Below are 18002 nucleotides of genomic sequence, written 5' to 3'. Positions count from 1 at the left end.
GGGTGCCCGGCACCTCCTCCGACGGTGCCGGGCACCCGCCCTCCGGGACACGGCCCACCACGGACCGGGCCCCGGCCGACGGACGAGACGGCGCGACGGACGACACGGGTCTCCGAAGACACCGCAGAAGCCGAACGCAGAGGAGGCCGGGAAGGCCGAAGAGGCGGCGGGGGCGTCGGGGACAACGGATGTGTCGAAGGCAGCGGAGGCATCTGAGACAGCGGAGGCGGAGGAAGGCGCCCGGGAAGGCGACCAGGAAGGCGGCTAACTGTATGAGGCCCGGACGTTGGTTACGCCTGCGCGTAGTCGCTGGGCCGGTGGTTGGCCTCCTGCCGCGCCGTGGGGGCGGTGATAGTTGTAATGGATGTTCCAGACAGCGAGCGTGTCGCGGCGTTGGGCTTCGGAGTGCCACTGCGGGCGTAGAGGAACTCTTCGGCGAGGATCCGGTTGTAGCGCTCCACCTTGCCGTTGTGGCGAGGGATGTACGGCGTGATGCGCTGATGGTGTGCGCCGAGCAGGGCTCGGGCGAACGCGCTGGCGCGGTAGCACGCCCCGTTGTCCGTGACGATGCGTTCGATACCGGCGATGCCGTGGGCTGCGAACCAGGCTTTGGCCCGGTGCAGGAACGCGACAGCGATCGTGGCCTGCTCGTCGGAGAGCCCTTCGGTGTAGGCGAGTCGGCTGTATCCGTCGACGGCGGAGTGAAGGTAGACGTAGCCGCCGCATGCGCCCTTAGCCTTGCGGCGCTCGACGGTCTTGGCTTGAGCGCTCCCGCGTCCGTGGACGCGCCAACCGCCGTCGTCCGGGATCCGGCCGACCTTCTTGACGTCGATGTGGACCATGTGTCCGGGACGGCGGGCGGTGATCTTCCGCGGTTTCCGGTTCGTATCGCCGCTGGGGTCTATGAATCGGCGCCGGTTAAGGCCGAGGGCGAGCAGGTGCCGGGAGACGGTGCGGCGGCTGAGTGCGTACCCCTCGGCCTGGAGCTCGAACGTGATCCGGGATGCCGACCACTTCTCGGCCCGGCGTAGTGCCTCGATCCTGGCCACGACGTCCGTGTGAGTCGCGGTCGGCTGGCGTCGCGCTGTGGACGAACGGTCCAGCAGACCGAGTTCCCCGTGCTGGCGGTAGCGGTTGACCCATTTCGACGCGCAGGCACGGGAGATGCCCATCTCGGCGGCCACGTGCGCGATCGGGCGGGTGCGGCAGCGTTCAATGAGCCGCTGTCGGCCCTCGACCGTAAGAGGTGCATTGCGGTGCGGCATACCTAGATCCCTTGGCCTCAGACGGCGGAACGCCGGAGGTCTCTGCCCGGCGCGGCCGTGATCGGCGCGGGGACGGTCCGCACCGTGCTGCCCGCCGCAGCGGCGGGCAGCAGGGCAGATGCAGAGCGCGGCTTCATCGGGTGATCGGCGTGGCGCCGGTCGCGGCGAGAGACAGGTCCCAGAGCCGGGCCGCCTCGTCGGGATCGATGGCGTAGGCGCGGACGCCGCCGTCGTCCATGGGGGTTCCGGGGACGGAGACGGGCGCGATGTCGCAGTCCTCCAGGTAGAGGCCGCCCCGGTTGTCGAGGAGTGGGGAGGTGGTGGCCCACAGGCCGGTGGCGGCGCCCTGGGAGGGGGTCTTGAAGCCCTCCCCGATGACATTGCCGTGCTCGTCCACCCAGCCGCGGTCGATCTGTTCCCTCAAGGCCATCTCGCGCTGGAGGCCGGTGATGATTTTGCCGGGGTGGAGGGCGAAGGCCCGGACGCCGTCGCCTTGCCCGAGGGCGTCGAGGTGCACGGCGAACAGGGCGTTGGCGGTCTTGGCCTGGCCGTAGGCCAGCCACTTGTCGTAGCCGGTACGGAAGTGCGGGTCGTGCCAGCGGATGCCGGTCAGGGTGTGTCCGGCGGAGCTGTTGACGACGACGCGCGCGCCGTCCGCGGCGGCCAGGAGGGGATAGAGCTCGCAGGCGAGGGTGAAGTGCCCGAAGTGGTTGGCGGTGAACTGGACTTCCCAACCGGGCCCGACGCGCAGCTCCGGGGTTGCCATGACGCCGGCGATGGCCATCAGGACATCGATCCGGTCGAGCCGGTCGCTCAGCTGCGCGGCGGCTGAGCGGACACTGGCGAGGTCGGCCAGGTCCATGGGGATGACCTCGCAGTTCTTCACCTCCTGCAGAGCGGCACGGGCAGCGTCGGGGCGGCGGGCGGGAACGATGACCCGGGCTCCGGCGGCCGTCAGCGCCAGTGTGGTGGCCAGGCCGAGCCCGGAATAGCCCCCGGTGACCACGGCCGTCTTTCCGGAGAGATCGAAGCCGGCCACGATGTCCTCGGCAGTGGTGGAGGCAGAGAAGGGCGAGCCGAGCGACTGCTGATCAGTAATGGTCATGCCGCGGACGCTACGATCTAGAGCGAGGTCCAGATCAAGCCAAGGGATGAGCGGGATGACCAACAGCGAGGCTGCCGCGCAGTCGCTGAGCATCGGCGAGGTGGCCGAGCGCACCGGGCTGAGCGTGCATGCTCTGCGCTTCTACGAGCGCGAGGGCCTGCTCGTCGCCCCCGTCCAGCGCACATCGGGCGGCCGACGGCGCTACACCCCCTTCGACGTCGAATGGCTGCTGGTCTGCGTCAAACTACGCGAATCCGGCATGCCGCTCGCCGACCTCAAGCACTTCGCCGAACTGGTACGCCACGGACCGGGCAACGAAGCGGAACGCCTGCACCTGCTCGACACCCATCGACAGCGCGTCGACGCACAGATCCAGGCGCTGGAGGAGTGCCGGTCCGTCATCACCTGGAAGGTCGCCGTCTACACCGAGCACCTCGCCCGCGGTGCAGCCGAGGGACTCTGGGCCCCGACTACCTGAAGCCACTCCCTCGGGTGCGGTGCGCCAGCCATGGAGCGACGAGCCCCGCCTCACCGCAGCTGCACGGATATGCTTGCCAGGAGCGTCAACAACGTCATGACCCGCAACAGCTAACGCTCCGCGGTGTAGCGCCAGAAGGCCGGTACGGCCGCCGTCAGGAGCAGCATCACGACGACCACCAGCAGACCCCCGCCGGCCACGGTGTACCGCGTCCCGGCGGACGCGCCCACGGTGCCGTGCAGCAGATCGGCCAGCCGCGGCCCGCCCGCGACCACCACGGTGAACACCCCCTGCATCCGTCCGCGCATCTCGTCCGTCGCCGCCGTCTGAAGGATTGCGCCGCGGAAGACCATCGACACCATGTCCGCCGCACCGGCCACCGCGAGCAGCACCGCCGCGAGCCACAGCGGCCCGGACATCCCGAACCCGGCGACCGACAGCCCCCACACACAGATCGCCAGGACGACCATCACGCCGTGCCGGCGCACCCGCGAGTACAGACCGGACAACAGCCCGCACAGCAGGGCCCCGACGGGTATCGCCGCGTAGAGCACGCCCAGGGCGGTGCCGCCGCCCTCCGGACCGCCGAAGTCGAGCTGTGCCATCTGCGGGAACAGCGCGCGGGGCATCCCCAGGACCATCGCGATGACGTCCGCGAGGAACGAGACGAGCAGCAGCCGGTGGGCCGTCATGTACCGGAAGCCCGCCACGATGTCGGCGAGCCCCGCCCGCCGCGCGGCGACGTTCAGCGGCGGCAGCGCGGGCAGCCGCCACACCGCGAACAGCGCGACGACGAGGGCGAGCGTGTCGAGCAGATACAGCACGGGCAGCCCGAGCACCGGCACCAGCGCCCCGGCCAGCAGCGGCCCGGCGATCTGCCCGAACTGGGCGACCGTCGAGGTGAGCGCGGTGGCCGAGGGCAGCTGCCGCGCGGGCACCAGCCGGGCCACCGAGGCGGTGCGGGTGGGCTGGTTGATGCCGAACAGCGCCTGTTGGACGGCGAGCAGCACCAGCAGCACGACCACGGACCGCATCCCCGTGGCGGCCTGCGCCCAGAACAGCAGCGAGGTCACGGCGATACCGGCGTTGCTGATCAGCAACAGCTTGCGCCGGTCCATGAGATCGGCGACGGCCCCGCCCCACAGCGCGAACACCACCAGCGGGACGAGTGCCGCGGCCCCCGCCAGCCCGACGAGCGCGGACGAGCCGGTGTCGTCGTAGATCTGCAACGGGACGGCGACGGCGGTCAGCTGGCTGCCGATGGCGGTCACCACGGTCGACGACCACAGCCGCCGGAAGGGCGCCGAGCGCAGCGGTTCGGTGTCCACCGCGAAGCGGCGCAGCCGCCGCAGCCCCGAGGCCCGCGGCTGTGCCCCGGCGGCCCCGGCGGCGGGCCCTTCCTCGGCGGCGCCGGAGCCGGGTGCGCCGTCCGGTGCGGACAGGGGCGGACCGGACCGGTCCGATCGCGGGGTTTCGGTGGCCACCGGGGGTTCTCCGTTCCCGGCCGGGGCGCCTTCCGTCAGCGATGCGCTGCGCGCGCCACCCCGGCCTGTGAGCAGGCTGAAGGGGACGCGTTGATTGACGTTAACGCCTACGGTCACGGCCGGTACACGCACTGCACAAGCGCACCTGAGCCGGGGCGTCCAGCACGCTAGCCCCGACCCCGCCCCTGGTCAACCGGCCCCGGGCGCCGGCTCAGCTCTGCGCGGGCCGGTGATGCGGCCGGGGCGCGGCGGCCTCTTCCTCGTCGGCCGCGACGAGTTCCAGAGTGCTGTTCAGGACGGCGGAGAAGCGCTCCAGGGTGTCGGTGCGCAGGGAGACGAAGCAGCGGGTGCCCTCGAAGCGGTGCCGGGTCAGACCGGCCTCCCGGAGGATCTTCATGTGGTGGCTGAGGGTGGAGGGCGCCACCTCGACGGTGAAGTCCTCGCGCTGGTGCTCGGAGCGGTCGGCCAGCACGGCCATGATCCGCAACCGGGCCGGATCTCCGAGCGCGGAGAACAGTCGGGCCAGCTGGATGTCTTCCAGGTCGGGGTGATCGGGCTGCCGCGGCATGGGGACACCCTACCATCGTTCGAAGTTCGACGTTCTTCGATGTACAGTGTCGACGAGCCCGCCGCACGGGGTCCGGCGACACGGCCTCGACCGCCGGAACCGCGGCTCCGCGGAGAACGGGCGCACGGGCTCCGAGAACGGACGACAGGCTCCGAGAGGAAGGCGCAGCCCATGAGCACGGTCACCACGGCCTGGACACCACTCCGTCTCAGGGAGTCGCTGCTGCCCAACCGGGTGTGGCTCTCCCCGATGTGCCAGTACTCGGCCGACGAGTTCGGCGCCCCGACCGACTGGCACCTCGCCCACTACGGGGCCAGGGCCGCCGGCGGCGTGGGCATGGTGATGGTCGAATGCACGGGCGTCGCCCCGGACATGCGCACCACACGACGCGACCTCGGCCTGTGGAGCGAGCGACAGACCGAGGGTCACCGGCGGCTGGCCTCCGCCATCAGGTCCATCGGCTCCGTCCCGGCGATTCAGCTGGGGGCGGCCGGCCGCAAGAGCTCCCACGGCGTGCCCTGGGACAACGCCGGCACCCGCCACCCCATAGGCCCGCACGACGGCGGCTGGCAACCGCTCGCGCCCTCACCGATCCCCTTCGCCGGCCTGGCCGTTCCCACGGAGATGACCACCGAGGACGGCGCCCGGGTGCTGGGGGACATCGAGCGGGCCGCCCGCAACGCCCACCGGGCCGGCTACGAGGCCGTCGAACTGCACGGGGCGAGCGGATACCTCTTCCACGAGTTCCTCTCGCCGCTGGCCAACCACCGCACCGACGCATGGGGCGGCGACCTGGAAGGCCGGATGCGCTTCCCCCTGGAGATGGTCGAGGCCGTGCGCGCGGGCTGGCCCGACGAGAAGCCGGTCATCGTCCGGATGCCGGCCACGGACCTGCTCGACGGCGGCCTCACAGCGGACGAGACGGTCCGCGTCGCGGCACGGCTGCACGAGGAGGGCGTCGACATGGTCGACATCAGCTCCGGCGCGCTGTCCCCCGACGCCCTCCGGATCAGCGAGCCCCTGTACAACGCGCGCTATGGCCCGGGCCTTCGTACGACGGGGATCCGCACCGCCGCCTCCGGCCTGGTCACCGAGGCCCGGCAGCTCGACGAAGCGGTCCCGGAACTCGTGGACGCCGTGTTCGTCGGCAGGGCGCTGCTGCGCGACCCCTACTGGGCCCTGCGCGCACTCGACGCGGAACCACGCGACTCGTGGCCCAAGCAGTACCACCGCGCGTTCTGAGAAGGCCCCGCCCCGCGACAAGAGAAAACGGGAACGAAGCACCGCCGAGCGCGCGTTCCGCGACTCCGACGGGGAGAACTCCGGTGTCCGAGGGGGGACTCGAACCCCCACGCCCGATAAAGGGCACTAGCACCTCAAGCTAGCGCGTCTACCATTCCGCCACCCGGACCGGGTGTGCCGTGGCCTCCGGCCGCGGCGACGGGGTCAACGATACCAAGGGTTTGGAGTGCTTCTCACCAGGGATTTCCGGCGTAAAGTCGGGCTGTGACCGATTCATCACAGTCTGTCCCGCTGGACGGGATGCAGATGGCCGTGCGGCAGCCGCGCCCGCTGTCACCGCTGCGGGAGCACGTGCGGGACACGTTCTGGTTCGCGCCGCTGGGCGGGCTGCTCGGTGCCGGGGTGCTGGACCGGATCTGTGCCGGCGCCGACCGGACGCTGGTGGGGGCGCTGCGGGAGGGGCGGGAGTTCGGGCGGATCGAGGCGCTGATCCGGTTCGCGGAGCAGGCGGGCGGGGTGGTGAACACCATCGGCTCGGCGGTGCTGACGCTGACCGGGGTGGTGTTCTCGATCTCGCTGGTGGCGTTGCAGATGGCCTCCGGGCAGTGGTCGCAGCGGATCGTCCGGCTGTACGTCCGGGACCGGATCGCCAAGGCGACGTTCGCCGCGTTCCTGGCGACGTTCGCCTTCACCCTGCTCGCGCAGTTCCGGTACGAGGACGGGATGCGGGCGCGCACGGTGCACACCGTGCCGTTCGTTACGAGTGCGGTGTCGCTCGTGCTGGTGGCGGCCAGCCTGGTGCTGTTCATCGCGTATGTGAACTCGACGATGATGTTTCTGCGCATCAGCCATGTCGTCGACCGGATCTCCCAGGAGGCCGGGCGGCTGCTGACGCTGCCGACCCGGCCGTACCGCGCGCGGGAGGGGGCCGGGCAGCTCGGTGCGCTGCTCGGTACCGAGGTGTACCGCGGGCCGGCCGGGGTGCTGCGGGATGTGCACGTGGCCCGGGTGTGCCGGGTGGCCAGGCGGCACGGGGTCGTCGTCCATCTGCTGCCGCGCATCGGGGACTTCCTGGTGCCGGGCACCCGGATCGTCGCGCTGCACGCGGAGCGCGGGGCCGCGGGCGGGACGGGGCGGCGGGTGGACACGGCGCGGGTGGGGCGGGCCTGCAACAGGGCGCTCAGTACCGGCGTCGAGCGGACCTTCCATCAGGATCTGGCGTTCGGGCTGCGGCAGTTGGTGGATGTGGCGCTGCGGGCGCTCTCCCCCGCCGTGAACGATCCGACGACGGCGGTGCAGTGCCTGGACCGGGTGCAGCAGTTCCTCGCGGAGGCGGGGACGCGGCCGCTGGGGCTGCTGCTGTACGGGGACCGGGCCGGCGCGGTGCGGCTCGTGCAGGATCTGCCGACGTGGCGGGACCTGGTGCGGCTGGGGTTCGTCGAGATCCGGAATGTCGCGCCGGGTAATCCGCAGGTCACGCGGCGCATGCGGGCGGCGTTGGAGGATCTGGTGGGGATGGTGCCCGAGGAGCGGCGTGGTCCGCTGCGGGAGCAGTTGTCGTTGCTGGAGCAGGCCGTCGAGCGGAAGACCGACGACACGCGGGTGCGGGAGTTCGCGCTCACCGCCGACCGGCAGGGCATCGGCTGACGGTCCCCGCTTCTCCCCCGCCCTCTGCTGCGCGTCCGCTCCTCCCCTCCTCTGCCCGTGGTGTGCGGGAGGCGGTCAGTAGGCGGGGGGCGGGAGGCGGACCGCCGGGGGGAGCGGGTCGGGTGCTCCTCCGGTGCGGAACGAGCGGAGCATCAGGGCCGCGAAGCGGCGGGAGGCCGCCGCACCGGCCTCGGGCGTTCCGGCGCGGATGCCCTCGTTCGCCAGGACCGCGAGGACGACGTCCTCCAGCACGACGTCCGGCCGCAGGGTGCCCGACTCCTTGGCGCGCCGCATCAGTTCGACCATCAGCCGCAGCGTGTGCTCGCGGTGGGCGGTGAGGTCGAAGGCGCGGGGCAGATGGGCGAGGAAGGTGCGGAAGCCCTGGTCGAGGGCGCGGAGTTCCATCAGCCGCTCGATCACCAGGCGGAAGCCCTGCCACGGGTCGGCCGCCGCCAGGCCCTCCTCGACGAGGGCCGAGCACCGGGCCATCTGCTCGGCGAACGCCGCGGCGAACAGCTCCTCCTTGGCCGGGAAGTGCCGGTAGACCGTGGCCGGACCGACCTGTGCGCGCCGGGCGATCTCCCGTACGGGCACGTCGAAGCCCTCGCGCGCGAAGGCCGCCCGCGCGGCCACGAGGATGCGCTCGCGGTTGTCGTGCGCGTCGGAGCGCAGCTTGCGTTTCGCGGGGGCCGTCACCGTTCCCACTGTAAGCGGACGGCGGGGCGTCCCCTGCGGGGCGGAGAGCGGGGTGACGTCCGGGCCCGTGGCCGGTCGGGGTGACCGGCCACGGGTGCCGGGGCTCGGCCGTGTGGCCGGCGGAGTCTCAGCGGCCCCTGCGGTTCAGATAGGCGGCGGAGCGGCGGGCCGTGGTGAGGGAGCCGGCGGGGTTGACGGCCGGGTCGACGGCGTCGTCGCGTTCGACGAGCCAGTGGTGGCCGGTGCGGTGGCCGTGCCGGGGGCGGTCGCGGACGGTGCGGATGAAGCGCTGGTAGTCGAGGTCGCCGTCGCCGACGTCGACCATGTGGAGCCCGTCCGGGGACGCCTCGTCGTGCTCGCCGTCCTTGACGTGGAAGAGCGGGTAGCGGTGCGGGGCCGCGAGCACGTAGTCGAGCGGGTCGAAGGGCGCGGGGGTGCCGTCCGGGCGGACGCTGAAGCGGTGGCGGCCGGCGTAGGCCCAGTAGATGTCCATCTCCAGGAAGACCAGGTCCGGGTCGGTCTCCGCGAGGAGGACGTCGTAGAGCCTGATGTGCGGCTTGTCCTCGGCGAAGCCGAACTCCATCTGGTGGTTGTGCTGGTAGAACTTCAGGCCGCGGGCGCGGGCGGCGGCGCCGTAGGTGTTGAAGTCCTCGGCGGCGCGCTTCCAGGCGTCGACGGTGCGGCCGTAGCGGTCGGGGCTCGCGGCGGTGCCGACGTGCGGGAGGCCGAGTGCGGCGGCGTCGTCGACGACCTTCTCCAGCTGGGTGGCGAAGGTGTAGTCGTCGGGGTTGTCGGAGTGGTAGCCGACGTGGCTGCCGATGCCGCGCAGGCCGTTGTCCCGCATCAGCTGCTTGAGTCGGCGCAGCGTGATGTCGCCGGTGCCCTGGGTGTAGCCGGCGAACTCGACGCTGTCGTAGCCGTAGCGGCGCAGCTCCTCGAAGACGCGGGCGAAGCCGAGCTGCTCCGTCTGGTCGCGCAGCGTGTAGAGCTGGATGCCGAGGCGGCCGGGCGGGACGAGCGGGCCGTGCGGGTGGGGCGCGGGGTGCGGTGCCGGGGCCGCGCCGGCGGTGCCGGTGGTGCCGAGGAGAGCGGCGGCGGTGGCGCCGGCGGCGACACCGAGGAAGCCGCGGCGGCGCAGCCGGTGGCCGAGGGCTTCGAGTCCGTCCGGGGTGCTGCCGGCGGGGGTGGCGGGTCTGCGGCTCATGTGGGGTCTCCCAGTGCGAGGTCGAGGAGCAGGCGTTTGACGTCGGTGGCGGGGAACGGGGTGTCCGCCGGGTGTGCGCCGAGGGCGTCCGCGCGGGAGCACAGCAGGACGGGGCCGTCCTCGGTGCGGGCGGGCAGCCGGCCGTGGCTGCCGCGGATGGGTGCCGGGTCGAGCGGGACGACGGCCATGCGGTAGCGCAGGCCGGCCTTCTTGCGGGCGAGCGCGGCGGCGGCCTTCAGCTTGACGTACGGGTCGCGGGGGTCCATGAACAGCTCGACGGGGTCGTAGCCGGGCTTGCGGTGGATCTCGACGAGCTGTGCGAAGTCCGGTGCGCGCCGGTCGTCGAGCCAGTAGTAGTAGGTGAACCAGGCGTCGGGTTCGGCGACGGCGACGAGTTCGCCCGCGCGCGGGTGGTCGAGGCCGTGCTCCTTCTTGCCGGCGTCGTCGAGGAGTTCGCCGAGCCCGGGCACCCCGGTGAGGGCCTCGCGGGTGGCGGGCAGGTCCGCCGGGTCACGGACGTAGACGTGCGCGATCTGGTGGTCGGCGACGGCGAACGTGCGGGAGGTCCACGGGTCGAGGTACTCCATGCCGTCCTGGGTGTACACGTGCAGCAGCCCGGCGCGGCGCAGTATCCGGTTGATGTCGACGTGCCGGCGCACGGGTGTGATGCCGTACTCGGACAGCACGACGACGGTGCGGCCCTCGGCGCGGGCCTCGTCCAGCAGCGGTGCGAGGGCGGTGTCGAGTGCGGCGGCGGCGCGGTGGGAGCGGGGATCGTCCGGGCCGTACCGCTGGAGGTCGTAGTCGAGGTGGGGGACGTAGGCCAGGGCCAGATCGGGGCGACGGGTGCGCAGGATGTGCCGGGTCGCGCCGATGATCCACTCGGAGGAGACCAGGTCGGCGCCCGGGCCCCAGAACCGGAAGAGCGGGAACTCCCCCAGTTCCGCGGTCAGTTCGTCGTGCAGGGCGGGCGGACGGGTGTAGCAGTCCGGCTCCTTGCGGCCGTCGGCGTAGTAGACGGGGCGCGGGGTGACCGTCCAGTCCGTGTCGGCGCCCATCGCGTACCACCAGCAGATGTTGGCGACGGTGTAGCCCGGGTCGCGGGAGCGGGCGGCGTGCCAGAGCTTCTCGCCGGAGACGAGCGCGTTGTGCTGCCGCCACAGCAGGACGTCGCCCAGCTCCCGGAAGTACCAGCCGTTGCCGACGATGCCGTGCCCGGCGGGGAGTTCGCCGGTGAGGAACGTGGACTGGGCCGCGCAGGTCACGGCGGGCAGCACGGTCTGCAACGGCGTGGCGGCGCCCCGCTCCCCCAGGGCACGCAGCCGGGGCATCCGGGCGAGGAGGGCCGGGGTGAGGCCGACGACGTCGAGGACGAGGAGGGGCTGTTTCCCGCCGGGCCGCCGGGGGTGCCGGGAGTGCCGGGCGTCGTTCGGCCGGGGCGTGGGCGTCATGGCAGCTCCTTGAGGCCGAGGTCGGTCAACAGGTCGCGGGCCGTGGCCAGTTCGGCGGCGATGCCGTCGGCGAGCCGGGCCCGGGTGGCGGGCCGCCGTGCCGCGGGGAGCGCCTGCCAGGTGTAGGTCTCCACCTCCAGGTGCCGGGTGAGCGGGGCGGGCCCGCCCACCAGCTCGGCCAGCGCCTCGCGCAGCACGGGCAGGGTGGCGGCGAGCGGCGGCTCGGGCGGGGCGTGCAGCGGGACGTGGAAGTGGGAGCGCCACGGGCCGTCCGTGGGCAGGGCGCCGGGCAGCAGCGCGCGGTCCAGATCGTCGGTGCCGCGCAGGGTGCCGTCCGGGGTGCGGGCCCGGGTCTGGTGGAGGAACCGGGGTTCGGCGTAGGCGCCGAGGGCCTCGCGGACCGCCGCGCGGGACGGGTCCTCGGCATGCAGAGCGGCGGACAGCTGGGACTTGACGACGGTCAGGCCCGCCTCGCCGAGCGCGGCGACGGCCTTGGCCGGCTCCTCGAACGCGGTGGCCAGATGGCAGGTGTCGAGGCAGACGCCGATGCGGTGCGCGGGCGGGCCGTCCGGCCCCGTGAGCGCCTCGATCGCGTCGGCCGTGGTCTCCACGGTGCAGCCCGGTTCGGGCTCCAGGCCGACGCGCAGGGAGCGGCCCGTCAGCTCCTCCAGGGCGTCGAGCCGCTGGGCGAGCGTGTGCAGCCGGCCCAGCGCGCGCTCCCTGGCCCCGGCGTCGAAGCCGGTGCGCCAGGCCAGCGGCAGCGTGGAGATGCTGCCCTCGGTGACGTCGTCGGGCAGCAGGGCCGCCAGCAGCCGGGCCAGATCGGTGGTGTGGTCGAGCCGTGCCTCGTCGGTCCAGTCGGGCCGGTAGACCCGGTATTTGACGTGGCTGTCGCCGAACCCCTGGTACGGGAAGCCGTTGAGGGTGACGACCTCGAGCCCGGCGCGTTCCAGACCGGCTCGCAGGGCCCGCACGGCGGCCGGGTCGTCGGTGAGGGTGCGGGCGGCGTCGCGGGCCAGCCACAGGCCGATGCCGAGGCGGTCGCGGTGCAGCCGGCGGCGCACCGGCTCGGCGTAGGTCGTCAACTGGTCCAGCACGCCGTCGAGTTGTTCGGCCGCGTGCACGTTGGTGCAGTACGCGAGGTGGACGGTGGAGCCGTCGGGATGCCTGAATCGCATGGGCGCTCGCTTCCTTGCTCGCGGTGGTGCCCCGGCGCGTGCGCCCGCGGCGGTGCCGGGCGGGACACGCGGCGGGGCGGGGCGGCGGACCCTCGGCGGCGCGGGGCGGCGGACCCTCGCTGAGGGGGCGCGCTCATGCGCCGCCGCGCAGGATGGAGTTGCCCTCGAAGAGCTGCTCGGCGGGCGCGGTCACCTCCAGCTCCAGCCGTCCGGACCGGCCGTAGAAGGCGACGGGGTTGCGCCACAGCACCTGGTCGACGTCGTCCTCGGTGAAGCCGGCCGCGAGCATGGCCTCACCGACGTGCCGGGTCTTGAGGGGATCGCTGTGGCCCCAGTCGGCGGCCGAGTTGACCAGCACCCGTTCCGTGCCGTGCACCCGCAGGATGCGGATCATGCGGTCGGGGTCCATCTTGGTGTCCGGGTAGATCGAGAAGCCCAGCCAGCAGCCGCTGTCGGCGGCGGGGCCGACGGTCGTCTCGTTGAGGTGGTCGAGCAGACAGCGCTCCGGCGGCAGCCCCGACTCGCGCAGCACGTCCAGGGTGCGGGCCAGGCCCGCCACCTTGTCGCGGTGCGGGGTGTGCACCAGCGCCGGCAGCTCGTGCTCGCGTGCCAGCTGGAGCTGGGCCGCCAGCGCGGAGTCCTCGGCAGGCGTCATCGAGTCGTAGCCGATCTCCCCGACGGCCACGACCCGGTCCTTGAGCAGATAGCGCGGCAGCTCGTCCAGGACCGGGCGGCAGCGCGGATCGTTGGCCTCCTTCGGGTTGAGCGCCAGCGTGCAGTGGTGGGCGATGCCGTACTGGGCGGCGCGGTAGGGCTCCCAGCCGAGCAGCGCGTCGAAGTAGTCGAGGAACGTGGCGGGCGAGGTGCGGGGCTGGCCGAGCCAGAAGGACGGCTCGACCAGGGCGCGCACGCCCGCCGCGTACATCGCGGCGTAGTCGTCGGTGGTCCGCGACGTCATATGGATGTGCGGGTCGAAGATGCGCATCGTCAGCCTTCCCAGGTCTGCTCGGACGGACGGGCGGCGGGCGCCTCGGCGGCGGGCCCCTCGGCAGCGGTCCCCTCGGCGGCGGGGCCGGGCGCGGGGCCGGCGGCCCGCGGGCGGCGCGCGGCACGCAGCGCGCGGTGCAGATCCGCCGGCACGGGACGGGACGCGGCAGTGCGCTCGCGTGCGTAGTCCTCCAGCATGCGGGCCAGCTCCCCGTCCCCGGCGGCCCGCTCCTCCAGACCGGCGACGGCGCTCAACGGGACGCCGGTGAACAGGCACTTCAGGAGGGCGTGCCGCCACTGGTGCGCGTCCAGGTGCCGGGCCGACCAGGGGCCCAGGGCCGCCGCGATCAGCCGGGTGTCGTTGGCGCGCAGCGCGTCCTCGACCAGCGCGCGGGCGCCGTCGGCCGAGGGCTGCGGATCCAGGTGCGGCAGGGCGAGCAGCACGGCGCGGCGCTCGTCCGCCGAGCCGTGCGCGTACAGCCGGGCGAGCGCCTCGGTGTCCGGGCCCGCCGCGTGCAGCAGCAGGATCCGTGCCGCGTCGGCGGCCTCCGGCACCGTGCCGTGCGGCGTGCCGTGCGGCGCGTCCCCGGGCCGGGCCGAGGTGTCCCGGCAGTGCCGGCCGGCGGCGGCGAAGTGCCGCTCCCACGGCGGCAGTCCGTGCCGGCCGGCGTACCGGGGCGCGTCCGCCGCCTCCGTCAGCGCGAGATGCAGCCAGGCGCGGGCGTCCGCGCCGAGACGTAACTCCAGTCCGGTGCGGAGCGAGGCGAGCGGGGTCAGCACGGCGCGCCCTCCTCGTGGCCGCGCGGTGCGGGGGCCGCGGGAGGCGGGGCGGTGGCGCCGTCGCCGTCCGGGCCCGGCCGGACGTGCGGGTCCGCCACCACCGGACGGCGCCGTGGCCCGCGCGTCCCGGACGGACCCTCCGCCCGGGACGGGCCTTCCGTACGGGGTGGACCTTCCGTACGGGGCGGGCCCTCCGTACGGGGCGAACCTTCCCTACGGGGCGGGTCGTCTGCCCTGGGCGGGCCCTCCGCCCGAGTTCGACCCTCTCTCCGAGCCGGGTCCTCCGCCCGGGGCGAACCTTCCCCACGGGGCGGGCCGTCTGTCCGAAGTGGGTGCTGCGTCCGACGCGGGGCCGAGGGGCCGGGGGACGCCTCCCGCTCGGCCTGTGCGAGGAACGCGAGGGAGTCCGCCGCGCGGTCCGGGCCCGCGTGGGAATCGCGGGGCAGTTCGACGGTGACGAGGCCGGTGTACCCGGTCTCGCGCAGCGCCGCCAGGACCGGCGGGAAGTCGATCTCCCCGGCGCCGAACGGCAGATGCTCGTGGACGCCCCGCCGCATGTCCTCGACCTGCACATGCCGCAGCCACGGCGCCGCGTCCCGCACACACTGCTCCGGCGGCACCGGCTCCAGACACTGGCAGTGCCCGATGTCCAGGGTCAGACCGAGCAGCGGATGCCCGTCGAGGGCGGCACGCAGCCGGTGGAAGTCCGCCAGCTCGGCCAGCAGATGGCCCGGTTCCGGCTCGACGGCCAGCGGGACGCCGACCGCCTCGGCAGCGGCCAGCACCGAACCCAGCCCGTCGGCCAGCCGGGACCACGCCGTGTGCGGTGCCGTGCCGTCCGGCAGCTTCCCGCTGAAGCAGTGCACGGCGTGCGCGCCCAGGTCCGCCGCGACCCGGACCGCCCTCAGCAGCAGATCCGTGCGGGTGGCCCGTGCCTCCGGCGCCGGGTCCAGCAGTGTCGGATGGTGCTTGCGCCGGCGGTCGAGCACATAGCGGGCGCCCGTCTCGACCGTCACCTGGAGGCCGTGCCGCTCCAGGGCCCGCGCCACCCGGGCCGTACGGGCCGGGAGGCCGGGTGCGAGCGGATCGAGATGCATGTGGTCGAGCGTCAGCCCCACCCCGGTGTAGCCGAGGTCGGCGAGCAGGGCGAGCGCGTCGTCGAGCCGGAGATCGGCGAGGCCGTTGGTGCCGTAGGCGTAGCGCAGCGCGGGGCTCATGTGGGGCTCACCTTCCGGGACAGTCGGCGGGCGACGGGAAGCAGCGCCAGCAGGGGCGCGGCGCGCCAGGCGCCGCCCAGCCGGCCCCTGCCCGGCGCCGACCGGGCGGCCAGGGCCGCCTGGAGCGGGATCATCGCCCGGATACCGGCGCCGACGGCCCCCTGGAGCAGGGGTGGTGAGGGGTTGAGCGCGGCGTGTGCCAGCGGGCGGGCCGCCGTCGCCGCGTACGCCGCGGCGGACGCGAGCACCGGGGCCGCCGCACCGCCGCGTGCGTGCGCGCTCCCGCGCGGGGTGCGGCCGTGCGGGGTGCTGCCGTGCGGGGTGCCGCTGTGCGGAGGGCCGCCGTGCGGGGTGCGGCCGCGGGCCAGCGCCGTGGTGATGGCGCCGACGACGGCGAGCGCGCCCAGCGGGACCGCGGGGGCGCCGCCCTGGGCCTCCCTGCGGGAGACGGTGGTGACGGCGAGCGTGTGCAGCCCCATGAGCGCGGCGGCTCCGCCGGCTCGGCTCCCCCGTCCCGTTCCGCCGCTGTCGGCGGCGCGCCTGTACGCGTCTCCGTGCACGTACCCGTGCCCGTAGGCGTGGCCGTGGCCGTGGCCGTACGCGTGATCGTGTCCGGGCCCGCGCGTGCGCCCGTGCCCCTGCCGGGCGGGGGTTGCCGAACTGCCGCCTGTGGACCGGCCGGTCGGGGTCCCGGGCCTCGTGGCGCCGCCCGGGCGGCCGGTGCCGGCTGCGTTCCCCGTCCGGTCCCTGCCCGCGGTCGCGACCGTGCCGAGGAGGACGTTCAGGGAGCGGGCCGTCGCCATGGTGACGGGGCCCGCCGGAGTGTGCTTGAGGTGGAGGTCGTAGGCCCAGACGGTGGCGGCCAGGGCGCTCGCCGTGGCCAGGGCAGGCCGGCCGGCGCGGGCCGCCGTGGCGAGGCCGGCGACGGTCAGCGCGCCCGCCGCGACCAGCGCGGCGGACGGGGCGATCCGGCCCGACGGCAGCGGGCGGTCCGGGCGTTCGACGGCGTCCTCGTCCCGGTCCGCCCAGTCGTTGAGCGCCATGCCCGCCTCGTACAGGAACAGCGAGGAGACGGCGGCCAGCGCGGTGCCGCGGTTCGGCCGGCCGCCGACCGCCGCCGCACCGGCGAAGGCGTCGCCCGGCACGGTCGACACCGCGGAGACGCGCAGCAGTTGGGCCCAGGCCGCGGCCCGGCCCGTCATCGGCCGTCCCGGGCGGCCGGGGAGGCGTCGTCGTTCCGTGCGCCTCCCCCGCCGCCGGGAGGCGCCCCGTCCGCCGCGAGCCGGCCCGCCAGCTCCAGCAGCGCCATCCACTGCGCCGACAGGTCGGCCGGGCCGCTGTCCGGGTCCTTGAAGAAGAAGCCGAGGCCGTCGACGGGGCCGGCCAGGCCCCGCTCGTGGCAGCGGGCGACGAGCCGGGCCAGATCGAGGACCAGCGGGGCGGCCAGCGCCGAGTCGCAGCCCTGCCAGATCGTCTGGAGGATCATGCGGGAGCCGAGGAAACCGTCGAAGGCGACATGGTCCCAGGCGGTCTTCCACTCGCCCATCGCCGGCACGTCGTCGATGTGTACCTCGCCCTCGGGCACCGCGCCGAGCGTGTCCGCGAGCACCCGGGCCTTGCCCGCGTTCTTCGCCGCCGCCGCGGCCGGGTCGGCCAGCGCCGCGCCGTCCCCGCCGCCGAGCAGATTGCTGCCGGACCAGGCACGGACGGTCAGAGCACGCTGCGCGAACATCGGCGCCAGCACGGAACGCAGCAGTGTCTGCCCGGTCTTGCCGTCGCGTCCGGCGTGCGGGACGGACGCCGTGCGGGCCGCGTCCGCGAGCCGGGGATGGCGCAGCCCGGTGGACGGTGTGAAGTTGACGTACCCGCAGTCGGCGCGGAGTGCCGCCGCCGCGTACAGCGAGCTGGGCGGCAGCGGCGCCCCCGCGTCCGCGGCCGGTTCCGTGCTGGCGACGTTGACGACGACGGTACGGGCCAGGCCGTGGGCCCGGGCGAAGGCCGCCAGGTCGGCGGCGTAGCCGGCGATCAACTCCTCGGTGCCGCGCGGGTCCTCGGGTCCGGCGCCCGGCCGGATCCGCTCCTCGGCCGCGGCGAGTTCCGCCCGCAGCGCGGTGGGCAGGCCGTGCGGGAGCACCCCGGCGGCGGCCAGCGTCTCGGCCCGCTTGGGCAGGGGGACCGACGCGGTGTCGTGGCCGCCGAGGACGAGGGAGTCCAGGGGCGGGAGGGCGGCGGCGTCGAACGGCGCGGTCTCGGTGACCATGCCCGTCGGCGGGTGCAGGCCCGCCGCCACGGCTGCGGCTCCGGCCAGGGCCGTCGTGGCGACGGAGCCGCGGGCGCCGATGAGCCAGAGTCCTGTGCGGGGTGCGGTGGCCGGTGCGGGGTGGTGGGTGACTGTCACAGTGCCTCCCTCTCTGGGCGGGGGCCGGGGTTCTTCCGGGGGTGTTCCGGGGCCCGGGTGCGCGGGGGTGGGGCTGCTTCGTCCTGGTGCCTACGGTGCGGCAGCGGCGGGGTTTTCCCAACCCCGCGTGTGGTGTGCCCTCGTTGTGGTTGCTCGCCGTTTCCCTGCTCCCCTTTGTGCCGGGGCCCTCCTCCCCTTGTGCCGGGGCCCTCCTCCCCCTCTGTGCCGGGCCCCTTCTCCCCTGCGGTGTCCCCGCTTTCCTTCCGTGCCTGGTCCTGCTCCCCCAGGGCTTCGCCCCCGTT

The 18002-nt window shown here is 74.1% G+C and carries 13 protein-coding genes, 1 tRNA gene and 4 pseudogenes; 4 read left to right on the top strand and 14 right to left on the bottom strand.

The window, feature by feature from the left end:
• Window positions 1-264: 264 nt before the first annotated feature.
• Window positions 265-1265 (bottom strand): annotated as a pseudogene (locus SCA03_RS32690) (IS481 family transposase).
• Window positions 1266-1398: 133 nt separating this feature from the next.
• Complete coding sequence (locus SCA03_RS32685; RefSeq protein ID WP_086818175.1) at window positions 1399-2370, bottom strand: oxidoreductase; 972 nt, start codon at window positions 2368-2370, stop codon at window positions 1399-1401.
• 55 nt (window positions 2371-2425) lie between these two features.
• Between SCA03_RS32685 and SCA03_RS32680 the strand changes: the two genes are divergently transcribed.
• On the top strand, window positions 2426-2848 hold the full coding sequence (locus SCA03_RS32680; RefSeq protein WP_211293572.1) for a MerR family transcriptional regulator: 423 nt from the start codon (window positions 2426-2428) through the stop codon (window positions 2846-2848).
• Window positions 2849-2958: 110 nt separating this feature from the next.
• On the opposite strand, the gene SCA03_RS32675 is transcribed toward SCA03_RS32680, so the two are convergent.
• Together SCA03_RS32675 and SCA03_RS32670 are read right to left on the bottom strand one after the other, a co-directional pair.
• Entirely contained in the window at window positions 2959-4332 is a 1374-nt protein-coding gene (locus SCA03_RS32675) for an MFS transporter (RefSeq protein WP_170298051.1), read from the bottom strand.
• A 211-nt stretch (window positions 4333-4543) separates the two neighbouring features.
• Window positions 4544-4900 (bottom strand): ArsR/SmtB family transcription factor, encoded by a 357-nt coding sequence (locus SCA03_RS32670; RefSeq protein ID WP_086818173.1) that lies wholly within the window; start codon window positions 4898-4900, stop codon window positions 4544-4546.
• Window positions 4901-5071: 171 nt separating this feature from the next.
• Here SCA03_RS32670 and SCA03_RS32665 point away from each other — a divergent pair, with 171 nt between their 5' ends.
• A complete protein-coding gene (locus SCA03_RS32665) occupies window positions 5072-6142 on the top strand; it encodes an oxidoreductase (protein WP_086818172.1) in 1071 nt (356 codons plus the stop codon).
• A gap of 84 nt (window positions 6143-6226) precedes the next feature.
• Here SCA03_RS32665 and SCA03_RS32660 read toward each other — a convergent pair.
• Window positions 6227-6311 (bottom strand) — tRNA-Leu (locus SCA03_RS32660).
• Between the two features lie 131 nt (window positions 6312-6442).
• Here SCA03_RS32660 and SCA03_RS32655 point away from each other — a divergent pair.
• Window positions 6443-7789 carry a DUF2254 domain-containing protein gene (locus SCA03_RS32655; RefSeq protein WP_037850184.1) on the top strand — a complete coding sequence of 449 codons (1347 nt, stop codon included), beginning with the start codon at window positions 6443-6445 and terminating at the stop codon, window positions 7787-7789.
• Between the two features lie 75 nt (window positions 7790-7864).
• Here the strand turns inward: SCA03_RS32655 and SCA03_RS32650 are convergent, their stop codons facing one another.
• From SCA03_RS32650 to eboE, 4 genes and pseudogenes are all read right to left on the bottom strand, one after another.
• Complete coding sequence (locus SCA03_RS32650; RefSeq protein WP_030887531.1) at window positions 7865-8485, bottom strand: TetR/AcrR family transcriptional regulator; 621 nt, start codon at window positions 8483-8485, stop codon at window positions 7865-7867.
• Between the two features lie 127 nt (window positions 8486-8612).
• On the bottom strand, window positions 8613-9689 hold the full coding sequence (locus SCA03_RS32645) for a sugar phosphate isomerase/epimerase family protein (RefSeq protein WP_030887528.1): 1077 nt from the start codon (window positions 9687-9689) through the stop codon (window positions 8613-8615).
• On the bottom strand, window positions 9686-11140 hold the full coding sequence (locus SCA03_RS32640) for an alkaline phosphatase family protein (RefSeq protein WP_086818136.1): 1455 nt from the start codon (window positions 11138-11140) through the stop codon (window positions 9686-9688). The genes SCA03_RS32645 and SCA03_RS32640 overlap by 4 nt, the downstream gene beginning before the upstream one ends.
• Window positions 11137-12270: pseudogene (eboE, locus tag SCA03_RS32635) on the bottom strand (metabolite traffic protein EboE); the annotation flags it as partial. The gene SCA03_RS32640 and the pseudogene eboE, both read right to left, overlap by 4 nt.
• Between eboE and SCA03_RS37375 the strand changes: the two are divergent.
• Window positions 12166-12441 (top strand): annotated as a pseudogene (locus SCA03_RS37375) (hypothetical protein); the annotation flags it as partial. The pseudogenes eboE and SCA03_RS37375 overlap by 105 nt on opposite strands.
• Window positions 12442-12451: 10 nt before the next feature.
• Here SCA03_RS37375 and SCA03_RS32630 read toward each other — a convergent pair.
• The 5 genes and pseudogenes from SCA03_RS32630 to SCA03_RS32610 form a co-directional block, all read right to left on the bottom strand.
• Entirely contained in the window at window positions 12452-13303 is an 852-nt protein-coding gene (locus tag SCA03_RS32630; protein WP_086817399.1) for a TatD family hydrolase, read from the bottom strand.
• Window positions 13304-13305: 2 nt separating this feature from the next.
• Window positions 13306-14085 carry an EboA domain-containing protein gene (locus tag SCA03_RS32625; RefSeq protein WP_169729672.1) on the bottom strand — a complete coding sequence of 260 codons (780 nt, stop codon included), beginning with the start codon at window positions 14083-14085 and terminating at the stop codon, window positions 13306-13308.
• 365 nt (window positions 14086-14450) lie between these two features.
• Window positions 14451-15302, bottom strand: a pseudogene (locus tag SCA03_RS32620) (sugar phosphate isomerase/epimerase family protein); the annotation flags it as partial.
• Window positions 15299-16504 carry an SCO3242 family prenyltransferase gene (locus SCA03_RS32615; protein WP_086817403.1) on the bottom strand — a complete coding sequence of 402 codons (1206 nt, stop codon included), beginning with the start codon at window positions 16502-16504 and terminating at the stop codon, window positions 15299-15301. The pseudogene SCA03_RS32620 and the gene SCA03_RS32615, both read right to left, overlap by 4 nt.
• Complete coding sequence (locus SCA03_RS32610) at window positions 16501-17700, bottom strand: inositol-3-phosphate synthase (protein ID WP_141275824.1); 1200 nt, start codon at window positions 17698-17700, stop codon at window positions 16501-16503. The genes SCA03_RS32615 and SCA03_RS32610 overlap by 4 nt, the downstream gene beginning before the upstream one ends.
• Between the last annotated feature and the right edge of the window lie 302 nt (window positions 17701-18002).

This window comes from Streptomyces cacaoi (assembly GCF_006539165.1).
Lineage (GTDB): Bacteria > Actinomycetota > Actinomycetes > Streptomycetales > Streptomycetaceae > Streptomyces > Streptomyces cacaoi.
The sequence above is the reverse complement of the archived record's forward strand: the minus strand, read 5'-3'. Positions and strand labels throughout refer to the sequence as shown.